Below are 17990 nucleotides of genomic sequence, written 5' to 3'. Positions count from 1 at the left end.
ACGCTGTTGAAGAATCTTCTGTTGCGTCAGCCAGTCCTGCTGTTGCCATGTCCCTGGCCATGTCTACAGGAATCGTTCATGGCGAACTTTTTTCCTTGGTTTGATCCAGGGCTCCTACGAATTCTCGTTTCTTTTGCTGACCGTTAGAGCAACACTTGATCGGGGTAAATCTGATCGATGATTCCCCCGAGGCGCTTGGTGTTCCTGGTTGCCTGAATCCTGGTCTCGTAATACACGAGGCTTGAAGAAATTGATTTAGAAGCCCTTTTGTTTGAGGCTGGTTGGACGACAGAGACAAAGGCATGCTTTCAGTGCCGAGGGTGCCAATTAAATAATCCTTAGCACCAAGCTTTGGAGGGATTTTGAGCAATTGATTCTTATGAGGAACACTCATTCCAATGGGGAAAATTTCCCTTTGCAGAGCTGGACAGCACTTTTGAAGGATTGATCCGGTTGGTCATAAAAGATCGTTTCATGCATGCAGCCGCAATACTTTTCTTTCTGACGTCGATAGTCGTCTCGCATGTCATCCTCGCCAAGGCAGACATGCGTCCAGAGCTCGCGCGGTGGAGGCTTCACGGCCTGAAATCGTACGCAGTCCTCCAAGGTGTCGAACAACGGGTTGCTGTCCTGGCATTGCTTCAGGAGGTCTGGATAGGCATCAACGCCTCTGAATTCACTGTCAGCGTGAACAGGACTCGTGAAGAGGAGGAGGGTGCCGATGAGGGGGAGGAGTTTCAAGACGAACAGCTGTAGTGGGAGATGCCACCAGCGCTGAAGAACTGGCGTGGTTTGAGTTGGTCATATCTCTTGGTCAGCTCGCTGGAAGGTGCGTCATAGGGATGACTGAACAGCGCCTGCAGCTCTCGCACCAGATCGTGGTCGCCCTGTTCCGCCTGCTGGTAGGCGGGGGCAATCAGCCACTCGCGCCAGGTGATGGCGGGGTTGACGCGACGCATCGCTGCAGATGTCTCGCTGAGGTTGTCGTTGCTGCTGAGTGAGGCGTGCCAGCGCTCTAACCAGGCCTGCCACTGGACATCGAGCTCGTCGGTGCTGGGCAGGTAGAAGCTCGCATGCAGCTCGGATGGATGACCGGGGCAGTCGCAGAGCAGGCGGAACGTTTTGGTGTAATCGGCCTTGGAGGCCGCCATCAGCTGCAGCAGTTCGGTGACGAGTGCTTCGTTGTAGGAGCTCAGGCCGAGCTTGCTGGCCCACATCGCTTCCAGTTGCTGCTGCATCGCTGCGGCGAAGCCGCTTTGAAGTTCATCGAGCTGCTCCTGTGCGTTGTTGTCTCCTTCGAGCAGAGTGCGCAGCGATTTCCAGAACATGCGGTAGTTCGCTTCCGCAGCCACCGGTTGGTTGAAGAAGGAGAAGTGGGCACCACCGCCGGTCCAGGGTTGGAAGCGGGGATCAAACAGTTCACAGAATCCGAAGGGGCCGTAATCGAGGGTGTAGCCGCCGGCGGCGCAGTTGTCGCTGTTGAAATTGCCCTGGCAGTAGCCAACCCGCATCCAATTGGCGACCAGAGAGGTGAGTCGTTCGCGGAAGAGGCGGGCCAGCTCGAGCACCTGCTGGTTGAACGGCAGGCTCGGATCGATGTCGGGGCGGTAATTGCGCTCGATCACGTGTTGCACGATCAACCGCAACTCCCGGCGTGCCTCCGGGTGGGCATCGTCGCGGGCGCGGCGGGCGAACAGTTCGATCTGGCCAACGCGTAGAAACGAAGGGGCAACGCGGGTGCTGATGGCTGCATGGTTGTCCACCATCACGTCCGGATCGAAGGAGCGGGAGTTCTCCGAGTACCAGGGGCGCCGCACGCTTTCAGCGCGCGACATGTACAGCGTCAGCGAGCGTGAGGTGGGAACGCCGAGGGCATGCATCAACTCCTGGGCCAGGAACTCACGCACGCTCGAGCGCAGCACGGCGCGTCCATCGGCACCGCGGCAATAGGGGGTGGGGCCACCGCCTTTGAGCTGCATCTCCCAGCGTTTGCCGTTGAAGACGCCCTCCACGATCGACATGGCCCGGCCGTCGCCGTAGCCATTGCCCGTCCCGAAGGGACACTGCTGGATGTATTCGGTGCCGTAGATCGAGAGTGCATAGCCCGTGGCCCAGCCCCAGGGGCGCATCGGTGGGGTGGCCACGGAGGCATCACCGGAGAACAGGCTGGTGAAGGCAGCGTCGTGGGCCAGGCCATCGTCCAGGCCCAGTTCAGCGAACAGGGTCTGGCTGTGGGCCACATATTCCGGCTCGGGAATCGGCGTCGGTGTCACCGGCACCCAGTGGCCGGAGAACACCGGACGGGGACGGTGATCGTTGCCGTCGGAGGTGGCCTCAGGATCCGGCCGCAGGTTCTCCAGCAGGGAGTAGTCGACCCGCTCGGCGAACTCCGTGAAGCTGTTCGCGGTGGAGGCCATGGGGTCGAACCGGTGATCAGTCGATGCTATGGAGTCGGGTCACGGGCCGGTGCTGATCGTCTGCGCGGTGAGGGGATCAGGGCTCTGGATTGATCAGTGTCTGCAGAAACGGCCTCAGTTGAAAGCCCTGCTCGTCGAGGTAGGTGATGTTGTTGATGCGCCAGCTGCCCGTGCTGCTCCTGGTCATCTCGTAGAGCAGTCGGCGCGGGGTCTCGCTGGGTACGCGCCTCAGGCCCACCGTCACGGCCACCTCAGCCTGGATGCTGCCTCGCTGCTCATCGCTGCAGCCGGTGACTCTCGCTCCGAAGGTCGAGGCCTGGGTGTTGCTGAACACGTCGAAATCGAGGAAGCGGCCGTCACGGGTCGGTGTGAGTGACCTGGCCTGCAGCAGCAGCTCAAACAGCGATGGTGTGAAGCGCTGACGCTGGCTGGGGAGTGCCTCCACAGGGTCAGCGCGCTGCTCCATGTCCCGCACATGCCAGCGGTACAGCCCATCGAGCTGATGGATCACACCGTTCGGGCAGGGGCCGGTGGCTGTCGGCACAGCCATGGCGATCAGGCTGGTTGTCAGCAGGCTGAGCATGAGGGCGTTTCAGCTGGATTCAGTTTTGTTTCTGCGACTGAACAGTTTTGGTTACCCGATTTTGGTCGCAACTTCAATGCTTTTGGATGATGTTATCAACAACTTCCGCCGTTGATGTTGAAGGACTGAATTGCAAAATACAAAGGGTCATTTTCCTGGCCTGGAATGATGTATTTGATGCGTTGCTTCTTCAGATTGAGCTTGCTTTTCAATCGACTGTCCTGAACGGATTGAAGAAAGATTGTGGTGGTGTTTCGATCGGTTTCGCGAAAGATAAATGGATTCCTGTCGTTCACGCCCATTCTCATCTCCCAGAATCCTGGACTGATCAACCGAAAGCGACGTTCCCAGTTGGCAACACAGGTGACATCGCGCACGTTGTTGATCCGTGGGCCTCGCATCTGTGCAAGTCCAGGACTGGCATGCAGTCCAATCCCCAGCAGGCAGGCGATGCAGAGAACGCGCCTGGTTCGTCGCTGCATCTCAGAGCTCCCCGAGGCCTGAAGGATCCAGACCCATCCTCAGCGCAGGTGCAGGTCTTGTCCAGACATTGGGCGTCCTGGAACGATGCTCGAGTGTTCTCTATTGCTCCATGCCCTCAGTCAGCTCGGTATGAAGATCACGGCAGAATTCAGAAATCGGTACTTCTAACTTGCAGGTCTCCACCAACCGCTGGATCGGGATGGTGCCGCCTGTGGGCAGCTGGTCGTCGGGTGGCCAGATCAGTTGTTCGCTCGCGTTGGAGCTGCCGGCTGCAATGGCAATCAAGCCGGCGGCGATGGTGAGTGATTTCATGAATCAATCCAAAGGTTTCGAGGTGTTGAATCGTTCGCTCCCCGTACGGGCCTGATGGCTGCCCTTGCAATGGCCAGGCGTTCAGGAATCGGTTCGGTGTTGCCTTATGGCATCACTTCATGCCTCGGGATCTGGCCCAATGTCGCAGTTTTGGGCGGAGGCAACATCCCTCAGTTGAGTGATATCTGTAAGCCATGTGTGATTCCGCTGCCCAAGGCAGTTAGACCGCTCGCTGTTTTCCCCCTGACGCTTAACGCCTACGCAATCAGGCTTGCCGGAATCCAGATCGCGGCGCTCTCATCCCCCAGCCCAGCGGTGCGGCCTTCGAGGTGTTCGATCCCCATCCAGGCGCAGATCAGGGCATCGAGCATGTCTTCGATCGGCTTGAGGGACGCCAGGGTTTTCACCTCAGATGGCTCGGGGATGAACTCCGGAATGCCGCTGATGTGGGCCTCAAGGCCGGTTCTGATCGCTCGGAATTCGATCAGCAGCCGTTCGATGCGTTCGGCGGGTGTGAGCGACTCGGCCTTCCAGTACTGCAGTGAGCGACTCACCTTGTAGGGAACCCGGTAGTTGCGCTCCAGCAGTGCCAACAGGGCGACGTGGGGATAGACCTCGATCAGGGCAGGGAAGGGTGTGGGGACAGCGGTGGTGTGCAGCCGGTAGCCAAGAGCGGCGAAGTCGGCGCGCAGCTGATCGGCAATGGGGCCGGGGCGTTCGCTCGAGGGACTGTGAACAGCGCAGCCCCGAGGCCCGAAACGACTGGCGATGGCGGTGTCGGCGGCCCGTCGGCTGGTGATCGGAGTCGTGGCCAGGGGCATGTCGACGGCTATGCAGCTGACTTCTTCACCGCCCAGTTGCTGTGTGGCCTGAAGCAGAGCTGCGGGGTCGGGCCTGCTGCCGCTGGCTTTGATCTTTGGATCCCAGTGCTGCCCCGATGCCAGGCCGATGAAGGCGTCGTAGCTGGGGGCCAGGGCCAGGCATTGCCAACCCTCAGCTTTTCGTTGCACCAGAGCCACACCACTAGGGTTGTGGGCCGTCCAGGCCGCATCGATGCCGAGGATGCACGGGCCGTTGATTGGATCAGTTGTATTGGCCATCCAGATCCCAGGGGTTGATCAACTTCAGGCCAATGGCGTCGAAGTCCGCGGTGTTGCGGGTGGCTAGTTGGCCGTCATGGGCAAGAGCCGTCGCCGCGATCACGGCGTCGGCGGTGCTGATCGGCCGGCCCAGGCCTTCGCGATGGCTCACCAGGGCAGCGAACCACTGCGCTGCATCGCTGTTGAACGGCAGCACGGGCTGCTGGAGCACGGTGCCGAGAAGCATGTCCCAGCCATGCTGCAGTTGCTGCCGGCGTTGGGAGTCGGGCAAGCGGGCGATGCCCTGCAGGATCTCGGCTTCGTTCATGGCTGTGATCGTCACCTCCTGCGCGCTGAGCTGATCCGCCCAGGTCAGAACGTCGTCGGCAGGTTGCTGTCTCATCAGTTCCGACAGCACATTCGTATCGAGAACAATCACGGCTCAAGGCTCGGTGCTGATGGCGTGTCGCTCCTTGATGGCAACTCCAAATCGCAGCCCCCGAGCTGGGCGAAGTGGTTGTGAATGCGGGAGCCCAGCCCCTTGCTGGTTGCTGCTGTGTCACCCGGTTTCACTACCTGGCGAAGGATCTGGCGTACCTCTTCCTCCATGGAGTGTCCGTGTTTCGCTGCGCGCTGCCGGAGGCGATCGCGCACGGCGTCGTCGAGGTTGCGGATCGTGAGGGTGGCCATGGTTCGATTGCTACCAGCAGTGCTGTCATTGCTGTCAACGCTAGCGATGGTCATGGGCGGGATCTGCCTGAAGGGCTGCTAGATCAATGCCCGGGCTGTCGCATGGGAAAGCCCCACCACTGGGGCGGGGCTTTCGTGGATATGGCGGTCGCTGGCGGGGCGGTGATGACGTCTTTTTCTTGTCCTTCACCGTGCTTTCACGATGGCCCGGTCGCTGGTTTGGGTCTGTGAGCCAGTACAAGCAGGGCCGTGTTGTTGATCACAGAAGGGGACGCCTTGCTTGCCCGCTGTTTTTATCACTTTTTTCAAAGGCCGCTCAAGCCACTGTGGAGCCCATCAATCACCGATGCAAAGAACGGCAGATCCAAGCTGTCGATCGTGTCGCTCATCTGGTGGTAATTCGGGTTCCGCAGGAATGAGGTGTCGGTCACCATCAGCGCGTTGTAGCCGCGATCCCAAAACGGGCTGTGGTCGCTACGGCGCACCGCGGGAAAGTCATGGCCGGCACGCAGAACCGGAAGCAGTTTGGTGGTCACGTGTTGTCCCATGGAATGGGTGAGACGAGGGAGCATCAATCCCGCGCCTGCATTGGCCACCAGTGCGATGAAATCCCCTCGATCGCCGTAGATGTGCCGCATCGCGGGATGGGGGTAGCTCTGCTGTTCGCTTGTGAAAGCAAGCATTTCCAGGCTCACCATGAGCTTGAGGTCTTGCCCTGTTTTTTTCAGCTGCGCGGCGAGTGAAGCACTGCCGAGCATCCCCCATTCCTCCTGATCGAAAGCGACCAGCCACACCGGCCGTTTGGGAGGGTTGGCAGACCAACGTCTCGCTAGTTCCAGCAACGCCACGATTCCACTGGCGTTGTCATCTGCACCGATGGAGTGCAGTGGTCCGTCGTAGTGGGCGCCAACAAGGAGGGGTCTGCATCTGGGGTTGCGGCCCGGGAGCCTGAAGATGAAGTTCACGCCATCATCAATTCCACTGGTGAAGTGGTGCTCCTCCAGCTCACCAAGAGCAGAGAGTTGATCACGGACGTAACTGCGCACAGCCATCAACCCCAGGCGGTCCCAGCGCGCATGGCGTGGAATGGCGATGGCTTCTAGATCGGCCAGGCAGATGTCGCTCAGATCTCGAGGCATGGCTGCAGTCGGGTCTTTAGGCCGATGGGTTCATTTTCTGGGTTTCTTTGGTGGCTGACATCCCCCGATTGAGGGAGGAATAGCGCTTTGGAGTTCCCTCAACTGAGGTGTTTTTCATTCCTCTGCTTCACCCGCCACCATCCAGCCTTTCTTCAAGGGAAGAGCGAGTCGGATGTCTTCGGGGAAGGTGTCGTAATAGCGAAACAGCTTCTCGAGCAGTTCCTTTCTGCTCCAGAGGCGTACCTTGAAAAAGTCGCGGGCTAATTCCTTTTGCACGTTGCTGCGGAAGCCCGCCCAGCTCACTCACCGCCGGCTTGCTGCCTTCAAGCAGCTTTTGCGCCTGCAGCTCTTCCCACCAGGCTCCGATCACTGGGCTGATGCTGAACAGCGACAGCTGGCTTGGCGTGATCAGGCGGGTGGACATTGAAGGCAGTGACATCGCTGATCAGGCGCTGATTTCGCCCTTTGCGATCAACTTCTGGCGTAGTTGTTCTGCCATTTCCGGGTTGGCTTCCGCCCAGGCGATCAAATTGCGTTGTTCCAGATAGCCGTCCCAACTGAGCAGTCCACCTGCGGCTGGCTTGGGCTGTTGTGGTCTTGTTGTGGCCGCAACTTCTCTGCCATTGGTGTTGCCCACACCAAGTCGCGCAGGCAGCCCGTCGCTGCTCGATGGTTTGCCTTGGATGTAATCCGCGTAAGCAACCTCCAGTTCTTCGGCGGTACGCTCCTCACCCATTGATAGGCCCGTTACGGCTGGAAGAGCTGTGCGCAATCGGTTCGCCGGTTTTTTGTTGATAAACCGGAAGGAGTTGGAGATCTTCTCGCCATCTTTGTTGTACCCAACGACGGTGAAATAACCGTCGAATTCCTTGCCGGCCCCGGAGCCCGCCACTGCTCCACCGATCAGGCCACCGAGCAATCCGATTGGTCCCAGCAGCAACGCTCCCCCGACGGCACCCGCTGTTGCTCCGCCTAAGCCACCAGCCACTCCCTTGCCGCCGTGGTAACCGCTGTCGGTGCCCACTGTCCATTTCGACACCAGTTCACTGGGGATGAATCCACCGGGCCCCGAGACTCCGCGAGCATCAACGCTGATGCTGCAGCCGCTGTCTCCGCATAGCGCGTCATAAGTTTCTGCCTGCGCAGTGCTCACCACAAAGGTGAGATTGCTAATGGTTGCCAGGGTGAATGTGCTGGCGATGGTTACAGCATTGAAGCGACTCATGGAATAACTGTTTTGATGTTTTTCTGCCAGTTCAGGCATGGCAATAGCTTCCAGAGTCCGTTCCTTATTCGCCTCCCTCGTTTGGATGATCTTTAGCGCTTGGTTGATCCCCTAATTGGGGGATGTGTTCTCTGCTCGCTGAGGCAAAGCTGCAATCACACCGCACCTTGGCTTGTCCTCTTTTGTTGCTATGCCCCGCGATGTCGTCAATGAGGATCTTTGTCTCTCAGAAATCCCCGATCCAGATGGGACTCTCTTGGGATGGGAGCGTTTTGCACACACCATCAACGGCTACGAACTGATGGGTGGATTTAAGTCTTGTGCTGAGTTGGCCAATGCCGGCACTGCCTCAACGCTCACCGAGTTGCGTTGCAGCTTGTTCTTTGAGGCACGAAGAGATCGCCATAGCGGTGGGATCTCTACTGATCAGGAGTTAATTCGCCAGTTACTGCGCTCGATTCGCTGCAAAGTTGCTGCTGGTGAATGGGACTGATCTGGCCTGGCTGCCATGCAATGCCCGAGTTGGCCAATCTATCCGAGATCTGCTGCAGCAAAAAGCCCATCCCGCTCAAGTGAGCTATCAAATGTGTAATGCACCCCGGCCATGGAGCTACGGCTTGATTCACGCGCCCTGCAGGACGCGGTCGTCCAGGCAAGAAAGCTGCTCCAGGATCGTCGGCTTGTAGCCGTCTTCGGGGATCGTCTCACCTTGATGTCCTTTTGCGTCGCCGAGCCGATTCGTTCGTCGCTGGTGGGTGCCGCCACCACGGAAGACGAAGGCTTTGAGTTGGTCAAACGCACCCAGCCCGATCTGTTGATCTGCAGTTCGGATCTGGAAACCGGCTATGGCCCTGATCTGCTGAGGCGTGTGAAGGCGGAACGGCCCAGCTGTCAGTTGCTGATTGTGCTGGTCCGTGAAACCCAGGCGGTGGTTCAGGAGGCGATGCAGGCCTTTGCCGATGGGGTGATCTTCAAATCCAGCCTTGGCACCGGTCGCGGTGATCTGATCAGTGCACTCCAGACCATCGCCTCAGGTGGCATTTACTACCCCGAAGAGATTCGACGACTCGCTGCATCAGCTCCCACGGCCCACCTGCCGCCGCTGGTTGAAGACCTCACGCCCCGTGAACTCGAGGTGGTGGCGGCCGTGTCCCACGGTCTTAAGAACCATTCGATCGCTGATCTGCTCGGTGTGTCTGTGGAAACAGTGAAGACGCACGTCGGCAATGCCATGGACAAACTCGGCGCCCGTGATCGCACCCAGATGGCCGTGACGGCCTTGCTGTATGGCCTGATTGATCCACGGGGATCCAACTGAGCGATAGAGAGGCTTTGCTTTCGGATCCGGATGCTTTGATGTTTCGTTCCTCGGCTCACAATTCACACATAGTTTTGGTGAATCAATCAGATGAGGTTCAACATGATCATTCATGTTGTTGTCTGGTTTGATTGATTGGCCTGCCTTGAAGCCGTTTGTTGCAGCGGTCGTCATGCTGCTGACTAGGCTCACCAATTAATTGAGTGTTCAGGCACCCATGCAGGCAATCCTCAACGGCACTGTGATTGCTGACAGTGACGACATCGTGATGGTGGATGGCAATCCTTATTTCCCTCGTGCTGCGATGCGTCCTGAGTATTTCCGTGAATCCAGCCACAACACGGTGTGCGGCTGGAAGGGAACGGCTCGCTATTGGGATGTTGTGCTTGGTGAGCTGGTGATCTGTAACGCTGTCTGGGCCTACGACGATCCCAAGCCGAAAGCAGAGTCAATCCGTGAGCGTTTTGCTTTCTACCGAGGCAAGGGTGTGGATGTGATTTAGCTCTCTAGGGGGTTGCTGTCGCCCTGGGCCTGGCGTCGACGAAGTTCAAACTGCAGTTGCCGCAACTTCTCAGCGTTCTTGGTGTTTTCACCTTCCGTCCAGTGTTGCGGGTGAGCTAGCCGCGATTGGAGCTCCGCGATGTGGCCGATGAGTTGTCTCGCTGGGTCCTCTGTTCTTCGTGACACTTCCACTATGAATGGACTGGCGGCTAGGTCACTCAGCGGTTGTACTCATGCTGCTGGCAGCCCTGCGTTCCGCCTGGCTTTTGCGTCTGATCGCAGCATGGCGGAAGGCCCTTTCGAGCCTGGTGAGTCGGGGATGTTTGTCTCTCATGGCCGCTTCACCGCGTTCTTTTGCAGCGTTGATGAAATCGTCTGATTTGGTCCCTTTCAGTCCGGTCATTTTCTGCTTGTTGTTCTCTCTCCACCATGGCCAATCCTGAGCCCATTGGTTAGTAAATAAAAGCCCTTCTTTCGGATTGGTTGGCTCTGTTGTCGTCCTCTTTTGTTGGAACAGATACCAATCTTGTGCCTGTGGCAGGCATCAAAAAACCCCGCCTGAGCGGGGCATCTGAGCTTTTAATCTGAACTCACTTGGCGTAAGAGACGCCGCGGTAGGTCAGTGCAGGCTTCTGATTGTTGGCGCCGGCAGTTTTTGTTTGCACGTAGCGCTGGCCGCGATAGGTCAGGGTCATTGGAGGTTCCTCGAAGCAAGCTCAGGTCCCCGTTCCATGGCCTGAGTCGAACAGCGCTCCGCAGATTGCGGAGTGAACGTTATGTAGCTGTTGCTACAGGCCTGTTATAGGGCTGTCGACCTCCCCCATGTCGTTCACGCTGATACCAAAGTTTGATGAATTCGATTGGATCTGTTGTGCTCCAGCAAGCAAGGAGGCCGCCCCTCCCGGATGGAAGAGACGGCCAACGTCGCTCGTTCTCGCATGGCTCAACCCATCAACAGCAGATGAAGCGAATGATCAGGGTTGGAAGCGTCTGGCTGATGGCGCCTGGGGCCAGGAAGTCCAGGGGTTAGGCCAGCATCCTGCTGGGCACCTTGGTCTTGGGCGGTGCAAAAGGATGTCGACTGGTCGGACGGACCGCTGTTGTCGTTCCAGACGAGAGGCCCACGCATGGGTGGAAACTGTTGGAGCAGGGGCCAGAAAGTCAGGCTGCTTCTCTGGTGTGCTCAGGTGGAGTGTCGGCCGTCATGGGCTCCTCCGATCTCGGTATAAACAGTTTTGGTGCGTGCGGGTACAAAGGCAATCGGTGTTAAAGCGCATTGCGAATGGGGCCCGTTTCGATCGAGATTGGATTTGCCGTAGCCTTTTTCTGTGATGTGAGAAGGTGGTATGGAACTGTTTCTGTTCGATTTTTTGACGATTTTCATTGGAAATCTCTCCTGGGATGCTGAGAGAGAAGACCTGCAGCATCTTTTCGGGCAATACGGAGAGGTGACCAAATGCTCGATGCCCTTGGATCGTGACACCGGTCGCAAGCGTGGCTTTGCGTTTGTGGATCTCAGTCAGGAAGCCGATGAGACCAAGGCCATTGATGATCTTCAGGACGTCGAATGGATGGGTCGCAACATTTCCGTGCGCAAGGCCGAACCGCGTCGTTGAAGCGCAGGCGCTGACATTGCCAGTCTGATTGGCTTGCCTGCATTCAGGAGCCGAGGATGGCTGTGCACTCCAGCCGTTCCTGGCTTGCGTCTCGCCGCTGCAGCCGCAGGCTGATCAGTCTGGCCAGATAGTCCGCGTCGTCTTTGACGCCGCAGAACCGTCCGGAGCCCCAGGTGTTCAGCCAGGGCAGTCCAAGGAAGTAAAGGCCGGCGCTGTGGGTCACCCCCCGCTCGTGGGTGGGTTGTCCAGCGCCGTCGAACACTGGTGCATCAATCCAGCTGAAGTCGCTTCGATAGCCAGTGCACCAGATCACGGCTGCCAGCGGATCGCTCTGGAGATCGAGTCCTGGGTCTGCCATTGGTGATGGCTGCCAGCAGGGGGAGTAGGGCGGTTCAAGCGGCGCTTCAATCTGATTCTGTTGAATCCAGCTGTCGATGCTGCTTCGGATCCGGCAGTACACAGCATCGGCCTGGTCCAGGTTGTCGCCGAGATCGTTGGCAAAGCCAAGGTGCTCTGAACTGATCTCGCCCAGTCGGCCATGCAGTCGCATCCCCTCCAGGGCCCGACGGCGCAGGTCGATCTCGCGCCCCCCATCCCGACCGGTGAGGTAGTGATTCGTTTTGGCACGCACACTGCGCGGGTCTGCATGTTCGCTGATCGGCATGGAGTAGTAGCCCATGCGATCCAGCCAGTCCACGACATCTCGCCCGCGGTATCGACGCGGAGAACGGGGAGCGCTGCCCACGCTCAGGTGCACCGTTCGTCCTGCCAGAAAAAGATCTTCGGCGATCTGGCTTCCGGACTGACCACTGCCCACCACCAGGACAGGACCTGGGGGTAACCCATCGGGATTGCGGTAATCACGGGCATCGAGCTGCAGGATTGAACCGGGAAGCCGTTCAGCCAGGGGATGCCGACGCGGTACGTGGTATCCACCGGTGGCAACGACGACCTGCTCTGCTTCAATCTCTCCTTCGCTGGAAATCAGGCGATAGCCATGGCCATTCGGCGTCAGTCGTTGTACGGCAACGCCCTCTCTCACATCACCTGCCACATGCCTGGCAAAGCGTTGAAGGAAGCTCACGATTGCGTGTTTGTCCATGAATCCCTCCGGCTCTTCGCCGTCGTAAGGGAAGTCGGGCAAACGGCACTGCCAGTTGGGCGTGACCAGGCAGAAGGAATCCCAGCGCTGCTGATCCCAGGCGTAGCCGATGCGGTGTTTCTCGAGCACCAACGGACGGATGCCGTGCTGCTGCAGGGCGTAGGCCACCGACAATCCAGCCTGTCCAGCGCCAATGACAACAACCTGGTGGGATTGTCTGGTGGATGTACTTTTCATTGCGCTGTTCGGCTTCAATCAGCACACAATTTCGTTCCTCAACCATCAAGGAAATTTCGGTTCAGCGATGTAGTCATCGTCACGAAAACCGACGCAATCTCATGGGATTCGATGCTTGATTTGGTTGCATCAGGAACATTTTTTGAACAGTGACCAAGGCCATGGTTTGGGCTCTTAGCCTTTCTTCACATGCCTGTAGTCGATCGCCCCGCCAATCAGCCGGGAGATTTTCTTGTTGATTACGAGGAGAAAGTCTTTCCTGATGTGAAGGCGGATCCAGGTGAGAAGGCACTGGTGACCTTTCACACTGTGGCCTTCGAAGGGTCCATCGGTCTAGTCAATCTGCTGCAGGCCAGTCGTCTGATCAACAAAGGTTTTGAAACCTCCGTTCTTCTCTACGGACCTGGCGTGACGCTCGGTGTGATGCGTGGTTTCCCCAAGCTTGGTGATGCCGCTTTTGACGGCCACCTGAACTTCAATGCTCGACTTCAGAAGTTCATGGATCAGGGCGGCAAGGTCTACGCCTGCCGTTTCGCTCTGCAAGCTCTCTATGGACACAGCGAAAAAGCACTGATGCCGGGCATTACCCCGGTCAACCCCCTTGATGTCCTCGACATCGTGCTGATGCATCGCAAGGAGGGAGCCTTCATGCTCGAAACCTGGACGCTCTGAGTCGGCCCCGGATTTCACCATGGTGACCACCATCAAAGTTGCCGCTGCCCAGATCCGTCCTGTGCTGTTCAGCCTGGACGGATCACTTCAGAAGGTGCTCGATGCCATGGCCGATGCGGCGGCCGAAGGCGTTGAGTTGATCGTCTTCCCGGAGACGTTTCTCCCCTACTACCCCTACTTTTCCTTCGTCGAGCCCCCCGTGCGGATGGGGCGCCCGCACCTCGCCCTCTATGACCAGGCGGTGGTGGTGCCAGGTCCTGTGACCGACGCTGTTGCAGCGGCTGCACGTCAACACGGCATGCAGGTTTTGCTGGGGGTCAATGAACGCGATGGCGGCACCCTTTACAACACACAGCTGTTGTTCAACAGCTGTGGTGAGATCGTCCTCAAACGTCGCAAGATCACACCGACGTACCACGAGCGGATGGTCTGGGGTCAGGGAGATGGTTCCGGGCTCAAGGTGGTCTCCACGCCACTTGGTCGGGTTGGGGCCCTGGCCTGCTGGGAGCACTACAACCCCCTGGCTCGCTATGCCCTGATGGCCCAGGGTGAGCAACTTCACTGCGCCCAGTTTCCCGGCTCTCTTGTGGGGCCGATCTTCACGGAGCAGACTGCCGTCACCATGCGGCACCACGCCCTAGAGGCCGGTTGCTTTGTGATTTGTTCCACGGGATGGCTGGATCCCGTGGACTATGCGGCGATCACCAAGGAGACGTCGCTTCACAAGGCTTTCCAGGGTGGTTGTCACACCGCAGTGATCAGTCCGGAGGGTCGTTATCTAGCTGGTCCGCTCGCTGATGGTGAGGGCCTTGCCATCGCTGAGCTCGACATGGCACTGATCACCAAGCGAAAACGAATGATGGACAGTGTTGGCCACTACAGCCGCCCCGAGTTGCTGTCGCTCCGGATCAACAGCTCGCCGGCGTTGACGATGCAGGAGATGCCGTCTGAGCCGCCTTCACAGCCGCATCCTTCACAGCCATCTCCTGCCAGCGAATGGTCCCAGGCGATCGAGGAGTTGAACCATGTCTGAACTCGGCCGTGTCGTGACCGAACTCCAGGTCAAGGGACTTCGGGACGGGTCCCTCAAGGGGAATCGTGGCCGGCGTGGTGGTGCCGGTCCCTCCGACCACCGTGCCCTTGAGTTTGATGGCACCACTGTGATGGTGCCGATCTACAACGATGCCTCAAGCCTGTCGCCGTACAGCCTCGATGCCTGTGGAGACGGCGTCGCCCTCAACGGTCTTCAGCAAGAGGTCCCGACGTCGGTGTCGACCACCGATGAGCCGACCTTCTACGGCCTGAGTACAGCCGATGGGGTGCCATATCGCTCCATTGCTCTGCTGCATAGCCGCAGTGTGTTGGCCACCACGCTGTTGCAGACCTGTATCCGCTTTCGGGACCGCTCGCAGTCCTGTCAGTTCTGTGCGATCGAGCAATCCCTTGAGGATGGGGCCACGGTGGTTCGCAAGACGCCGGACCAGGTGGCGGAAGTGGCGGAGGCCGCCGTGCGTCTTGATGGCGTCACCCAGCTGGTGATGACGACAGGGACCCCCAACAGTGATGACCGTGGGGCTCGGTTGATGGCCGAGACAGCTGCAGCGGTCAAGCAGCGTGTGGATCTGCCGATCCAGGGCCAATGCGAACCGCCGGATGATCCGATCTGGTACGAACGCATGAAGCAGGCAGGGATCGACAGCCTGGGCATGCACCTCGAGGTGGTGTCTCCTGAAGTGAGACGTCGCGTTTTGCCAGGGAAGTCTGAGCTCAGTCTGGAGCGTTACTACGAGGCCTTCGCCGATGCCGTTGCCGTGTTCGGGCGTGGGGAGGTGTCCACCTATCTGCTGGCGGGTCTGGGCGACAGCCGGGATGCGCTTCTCGACTGCAGCCGTCGCCTGATCGACCTTGGCGTTTACCCCTTTGTCGTTCCCTTTGTGCCGATCTCTGGCACCCCTCTGGAGAACCATCCGTCACCGGAAACCTCCTTCATGGTGGACGTCTACCAGGGCGTCGCCGAGCTACTGCATCAGGGTGATCTCCGTTCTGAACGCATGTCGGCAGGTTGCGCCAAGTGTGGAGCCTGTTCGGCGCTTTCCCTGTTTGAGCACACCAGCTGACCATGGTGTTCTGTCTTGATCCGAGCAGCCGAGGCATCGGCCGCAGCATCAGCTCTGCTCCCAGCCTGTTCACCCCTTCGGTTCGCGGAGGCATCGGCATCGATGCCGATGACTTTCGCCTTTCACCCACCGCCCATTCGGATCGCTTCACATTTCACTTGCTCCGCCCGGATTCAGTTCTGATGCAGGGGTACTGGTCGTTGCGGCGCAGCATCTTCTGCAGCGAACAGCATGTGTTCGAGAGCTCAGATCGCGATGAACTCGATCGCATCGCCTGTCCGATCGCGGCAATGCACCACAGTTCCGAACCGCAGAACGACGACGATGGCGAGGCAAAGGTGGTCGGCGTGGTTCGGATTGTCGAAACTGAACCTCGGCTTTGGTACGGCGGCCGTCTGGGGGTTCACAGCGACTTCCGTCGTCACAACCAGATCGGCAAGGGTCTGATCTGGAAGGCTGTCACCAGCGCCAATGGCTGGGGCTGTGATCGTTTTCTGGCCACGGTTCAGATTCAGAATGTGCGTTTCTTTCGACGTCTGCACTGGACGTCGATTGAGGAACTTGAGATTCGTGGCATTCGCCATCACCTGATGCAGGCTGATCTCGATTACTACGTTCCGTCGCGGGAGCGGCGACCATCGGCAACGTTGGCATCCCCCATGGCGGCATGAGCTTCAGGCAGTTGGTGGCTGCGCTGCGTCAGCAGAGCGGACTGCTCGCCAAACGCGACATCCAGCCAGCAGCGAAGGTGTTTCCCCATCTTCCTTTTCCCCAGTTGGGGCCCGCTGGAATGCTGGGCGACGACGCTGCTCTGTTGCCTCAGCAGACCGGTCAGTTGCTGCTGGCCTGCGAAGGCATGCATCCCGGCCTGGTGGATGAGGATCCATGGTTCGCCGGTTGGAGCGGGGTTTTGGTGAACCTCAGCGACATCGCTGCCATGGGGGGGCGCCCACTAGCTCTGGTGAACAGTGTCTGGAGCGAAGGCCCGGACGGTCAGGAACAGTTGTTGGCCGGGATGCAATTTGCCTGCGATCGCTTCGGGGTTCCCATGGTGGGGGGACACTCCAACCAGCACAGTCCCTATCGGGCGTTGTCAGTCGCTGTGATGGGTGTCGCTGAAGGGCCCGTGCTCTCAGCCCGGGCGGCACGCCCTAGTGATGAGCTTTGGATGCTGGTGAATCAAAACGGATCCTTCTATCGCCACTACCCCTTCTGGGATGCGGCGACCGAGGCGTCTCCTGCGTCGCTTTGCTCCCATCTCAGCCTGCTTCCTGCCCTGGCTTCGGCTGGGGTCGTGCATGCGGCCAAGGACATCAGCATGGGTGGGATCACAGGCACGGCGGTGATGTTTTCTGAAGCCTGCGGTCATGCACTCAGCATTGACCTCGACTTGGTTCAACGGCCTGATCAGGTTCCCGAGGATGCATGGCTGACCTGTTTTCCAAGCTTTGGTTTCCTGCTGGCGGTGGATCCGTCCTATGCAGACAGGCTCAAACGGATGGTGCAGGCAGATGCCGATCTGATCTGCTGCCGGATCGGAGGGTTCGCCGAGGGGTCTTGTCAGGTTCGGCTTGAGCGCGCCGGGGAGTCTGAATGTTTCTGGGAGGGGGGTCTTGGCCTGACTGGTTTCGGCTGTGGCAGTTGAAACAGCAGGAGCCGACGATCCCGGTGCAGGATTTGAAATCTCATGTTGTGTTCATGCCGGAAGTTCGCTTTCAACTTCAGTGGCCGGATGGTCAGTTCAGCACGTTGTATTCACCCTCAACCGTGATGTTGGAGTATCTGAAGCCTGGCGATTCATTCCGCGTATCTGAGCTCGAATCCCTTGGTGTGAAGGCTTTGAGAGCCGCATCTGATCGCGTTCGCGCTCGCTATGGCTTTGCTTGTACGCGAACGGATGAGGAGGAATCCCAACTGCGCCGATGGACGGCGCGTTACCAACCAGAAGAGAATGTCAGGGTGATCGCTCAACTTCCCTGAATCATGTTGGTTGCATAAGTGAACCGCTGGGGCACCTTGTTTGATCGTTGGTTTTGTTTGGTTGATTTAGTTTTTTAATTGATCGCAGTTGTTTTCAGGCTCTGCCCCCCGGTGGCGTCTGACGCAACATGCATTCCCAGTGTTGCTGCCAAGTGTGTTCATCGCCGATGCCTGCCAGGAGTTCAACGTCAGCTGGAGATTGCTGCAAGCGCTGCTTCCAGACATTGATTTCTTCGGCCTGATCAATCCAGAGATTGAGAACATCGTGATGAATTCGTTCGGCATCCCAGCGCTGTTGGTCGGCTACGCGCTGTGACCAGATCACCAGCTCATCAAGAGCAATGGGTCGAAACCCCATCAGATTCAAGCCGGTGAGCTGCTCAAGTTCAAAACGCCGCAGTACATCTCCCAGGCCGAAGAAGTGAAGAAGGATCATGGAGTTGATCACTTGTTCCCAGCGAAGGTAAGGGCAATGTGTTGAGAAAAAGGTTCAGGTTGATGATCTTTATCGTTACGAAT

The 17990-nt window shown here is 58.4% G+C and carries 27 protein-coding genes; 12 read left to right on the top strand and 15 right to left on the bottom strand.

Translation table 11 applies throughout. The annotated features are described in order from the left end of the window. Positions 1-474 precede the first annotated feature (474 nt). Complete coding sequence (locus SYN9616_RS17905; protein ID WP_037990733.1) at positions 475-756, top strand: hypothetical protein; 282 nt, start codon at positions 475-477, stop codon at positions 754-756. On the opposite strand, the gene SYN9616_RS0106135 is transcribed toward SYN9616_RS17905, so the two are convergent. The 9 genes from SYN9616_RS0106135 to SYN9616_RS16405 all read right to left on the bottom strand — a co-directional run bounded on the left by SYN9616_RS0106135 (position 738) and on the right by SYN9616_RS16405 (position 6979). Next, a complete protein-coding gene (locus tag SYN9616_RS0106135; RefSeq protein WP_028952327.1) occupies positions 738-2417 on the bottom strand; it encodes a protein adenylyltransferase SelO family protein in 1680 nt (559 codons plus the stop codon). The genes SYN9616_RS17905 and SYN9616_RS0106135 overlap by 19 nt on opposite strands. A 76-nt stretch (positions 2418-2493) precedes the next feature. Next, the gene (locus SYN9616_RS0106130; RefSeq protein ID WP_051410964.1) at positions 2494-3000 is read right to left on the bottom strand and encodes a hypothetical protein; all 507 of its coding nucleotides are present in this window, start codon (positions 2998-3000) and stop codon (positions 2494-2496) included. A 95-nt stretch (positions 3001-3095) separates the two neighbouring features. Further along, complete coding sequence (locus tag SYN9616_RS0106125) at positions 3096-3482, bottom strand: hypothetical protein (RefSeq protein WP_028952325.1); 387 nt, start codon at positions 3480-3482, stop codon at positions 3096-3098. 100 nt (positions 3483-3582) lie between these two features. Continuing rightward, the gene (locus SYN9616_RS0106120; protein ID WP_028952324.1) at positions 3583-3795 is read right to left on the bottom strand and encodes a hypothetical protein; all 213 of its coding nucleotides are present in this window, start codon (positions 3793-3795) and stop codon (positions 3583-3585) included. Between the two features lie 257 nt (positions 3796-4052). Continuing rightward, positions 4053-4895: a DUF429 domain-containing protein gene (locus tag SYN9616_RS0106115; protein WP_028952323.1), complete on the bottom strand. Its 843-nt coding sequence runs from the start codon at positions 4893-4895 to the stop codon at positions 4053-4055. Beyond that, positions 4879-5313, bottom strand: coding sequence for a type II toxin-antitoxin system VapC family toxin (locus SYN9616_RS0106110; protein ID WP_028952322.1), 435 nt, complete (start codon positions 5311-5313; stop codon positions 4879-4881). The genes SYN9616_RS0106115 and SYN9616_RS0106110 overlap by 17 nt, the downstream gene beginning before the upstream one ends. Beyond that, the gene (locus tag SYN9616_RS0106105) at positions 5310-5618 is read right to left on the bottom strand and encodes an Arc family DNA-binding protein (RefSeq protein WP_198015147.1); all 309 of its coding nucleotides are present in this window, start codon (positions 5616-5618) and stop codon (positions 5310-5312) included. Before SYN9616_RS0106105 ends, SYN9616_RS0106110 begins: the two co-directional genes overlap by 4 nt. Positions 5619-5869: 251 nt before the next feature. Further along, entirely contained in the window at positions 5870-6703 is an 834-nt protein-coding gene (locus SYN9616_RS0106100; protein ID WP_028952320.1) for a M20/M25/M40 family metallo-hydrolase, read from the bottom strand. Positions 6704-6817: 114 nt separating this feature from the next. Then, positions 6818-6979 (bottom strand): hypothetical protein, encoded by a 162-nt coding sequence (locus SYN9616_RS16405; protein WP_198015146.1) that lies wholly within the window; start codon positions 6977-6979, stop codon positions 6818-6820. A 1-nt stretch (position 6980) separates the two neighbouring features. Here SYN9616_RS16405 and SYN9616_RS17635 point away from each other — a divergent pair, with 1 nt between their 5' ends. Then, on the top strand, positions 6981-7130 hold the full coding sequence (locus SYN9616_RS17635; RefSeq protein ID WP_198015145.1) for a hypothetical protein: 150 nt from the start codon (positions 6981-6983) through the stop codon (positions 7128-7130). 18 nt (positions 7131-7148) lie between these two features. Here the strand turns inward: SYN9616_RS17635 and SYN9616_RS0106085 are convergent, their stop codons facing one another. Beyond that, a complete protein-coding gene (locus SYN9616_RS0106085; RefSeq protein WP_028952319.1) occupies positions 7149-7967 on the bottom strand; it encodes a hypothetical protein in 819 nt (272 codons plus the stop codon). A 133-nt stretch (positions 7968-8100) separates the two neighbouring features. On the opposite strand from SYN9616_RS0106085, the gene SYN9616_RS0106080 reads away from it, so the two are divergent. The 3 genes from SYN9616_RS0106080 to SYN9616_RS0106065 all read left to right on the top strand — a co-directional run bounded on the left by SYN9616_RS0106080 (position 8101) and on the right by SYN9616_RS0106065 (position 9748). Next, positions 8101-8421 (top strand): hypothetical protein, encoded by a 321-nt coding sequence (locus SYN9616_RS0106080; protein WP_028952318.1) that lies wholly within the window; start codon positions 8101-8103, stop codon positions 8419-8421. Between the two features lie 111 nt (positions 8422-8532). Further along, positions 8533-9246 carry a response regulator transcription factor gene (locus SYN9616_RS0106075; protein WP_028952317.1) on the top strand — a complete coding sequence of 238 codons (714 nt, stop codon included), beginning with the start codon at positions 8533-8535 and terminating at the stop codon, positions 9244-9246. 217 nt (positions 9247-9463) lie between these two features. Beyond that, complete coding sequence (locus SYN9616_RS0106065) at positions 9464-9748, top strand: DUF427 domain-containing protein (protein WP_028952316.1); 285 nt, start codon at positions 9464-9466, stop codon at positions 9746-9748. Here SYN9616_RS0106065 and SYN9616_RS17630 read toward each other — a convergent pair. The 3 genes from SYN9616_RS17630 to SYN9616_RS16400 form a co-directional block, all read right to left on the bottom strand. Beyond that, on the bottom strand, positions 9745-9933 hold the full coding sequence (locus SYN9616_RS17630; RefSeq protein WP_037990730.1) for a hypothetical protein: 189 nt from the start codon (positions 9931-9933) through the stop codon (positions 9745-9747). The two genes, SYN9616_RS0106065 and SYN9616_RS17630, sit on opposite strands and share 4 nt — an antisense overlap. A 28-nt stretch (positions 9934-9961) precedes the next feature. After that, positions 9962-10150, bottom strand: coding sequence for a hypothetical protein (locus tag SYN9616_RS0106055; protein WP_028952314.1), 189 nt, complete (start codon positions 10148-10150; stop codon positions 9962-9964). Positions 10151-10337: 187 nt separating this feature from the next. Continuing rightward, positions 10338-10442, bottom strand: a complete 105-nt coding sequence (locus SYN9616_RS16400; RefSeq protein ID WP_071991423.1) for a DUF4278 domain-containing protein — start codon at positions 10440-10442, stop codon at positions 10338-10340. Between the two features lie 651 nt (positions 10443-11093). Between SYN9616_RS16400 and SYN9616_RS0106040 the strand changes: the two genes are divergently transcribed. Further along, positions 11094-11363 carry an RNA-binding protein gene (locus SYN9616_RS0106040; protein WP_232200106.1) on the top strand — a complete coding sequence of 90 codons (270 nt, stop codon included), beginning with the start codon at positions 11094-11096 and terminating at the stop codon, positions 11361-11363. A 43-nt stretch (positions 11364-11406) separates the two neighbouring features. Here the strand turns inward: SYN9616_RS0106040 and SYN9616_RS0106035 are convergent, their stop codons facing one another. Next, complete coding sequence (locus tag SYN9616_RS0106035; RefSeq protein WP_028952311.1) at positions 11407-12702, bottom strand: MSMEG_0569 family flavin-dependent oxidoreductase; 1296 nt, start codon at positions 12700-12702, stop codon at positions 11407-11409. A 189-nt stretch (positions 12703-12891) separates the two neighbouring features. On the opposite strand from SYN9616_RS0106035, the gene SYN9616_RS0106030 reads away from it, so the two are divergent. Genes SYN9616_RS0106030 through SYN9616_RS0106005 form a run of 6 tightly spaced genes read left to right on the top strand, consistent with a single transcriptional unit; the run spans position 12892 to position 17471 of the window. After that, positions 12892-13374: an MSMEG_0572/Sll0783 family nitrogen starvation response protein gene (locus SYN9616_RS0106030; RefSeq protein WP_028952310.1), complete on the top strand. Its 483-nt coding sequence runs from the start codon at positions 12892-12894 to the stop codon at positions 13372-13374. Between the two features lie 19 nt (positions 13375-13393). Continuing rightward, positions 13394-14407 carry a Nit6803 family nitrilase gene (locus SYN9616_RS0106025; protein ID WP_028952309.1) on the top strand — a complete coding sequence of 338 codons (1014 nt, stop codon included), beginning with the start codon at positions 13394-13396 and terminating at the stop codon, positions 14405-14407. Continuing rightward, positions 14400-15491, top strand: a complete 1092-nt coding sequence (locus SYN9616_RS0106020; protein WP_028952308.1) for an MSMEG_0568 family radical SAM protein — start codon at positions 14400-14402, stop codon at positions 15489-15491. Before SYN9616_RS0106025 ends, SYN9616_RS0106020 begins: the two co-directional genes overlap by 8 nt. Before the next feature lie 2 nt (positions 15492-15493). Further along, the gene (locus SYN9616_RS15315; RefSeq protein WP_028952307.1) at positions 15494-16162 is read left to right on the top strand and encodes an MSMEG_0567/Sll0786 family nitrogen starvation N-acetyltransferase; all 669 of its coding nucleotides are present in this window, start codon (positions 15494-15496) and stop codon (positions 16160-16162) included. After that, entirely contained in the window at positions 16159-17136 is a 978-nt protein-coding gene (locus SYN9616_RS0106010) for a sll0787 family AIR synthase-like protein (RefSeq protein ID WP_028952306.1), read from the top strand. Before SYN9616_RS15315 ends, SYN9616_RS0106010 begins: the two co-directional genes overlap by 4 nt. A gap of 53 nt (positions 17137-17189) precedes the next feature. Next, the gene (locus SYN9616_RS0106005) at positions 17190-17471 is read left to right on the top strand and encodes an MSMEG_0570 family nitrogen starvation response protein (RefSeq protein ID WP_028952305.1); all 282 of its coding nucleotides are present in this window, start codon (positions 17190-17192) and stop codon (positions 17469-17471) included. A 94-nt stretch (positions 17472-17565) separates the two neighbouring features. Here SYN9616_RS0106005 and SYN9616_RS0106000 read toward each other — a convergent pair whose 3' ends face one another. Then, positions 17566-17907 (bottom strand): hypothetical protein, encoded by a 342-nt coding sequence (locus SYN9616_RS0106000; RefSeq protein ID WP_037991340.1) that lies wholly within the window; start codon positions 17905-17907, stop codon positions 17566-17568. Positions 17908-17990: the final 83 nt, after the last annotated feature.

Origin of the sequence: Synechococcus sp. CC9616 (genome assembly GCF_000515235.1) — a bacterium.
Lineage (GTDB): Bacteria > Cyanobacteriota > Cyanobacteriia > PCC-6307 > Cyanobiaceae > Parasynechococcus.
Note: the sequence above shows the minus strand (reverse complement) of the source record. Positions and strands in the feature narration are given on the sequence as shown.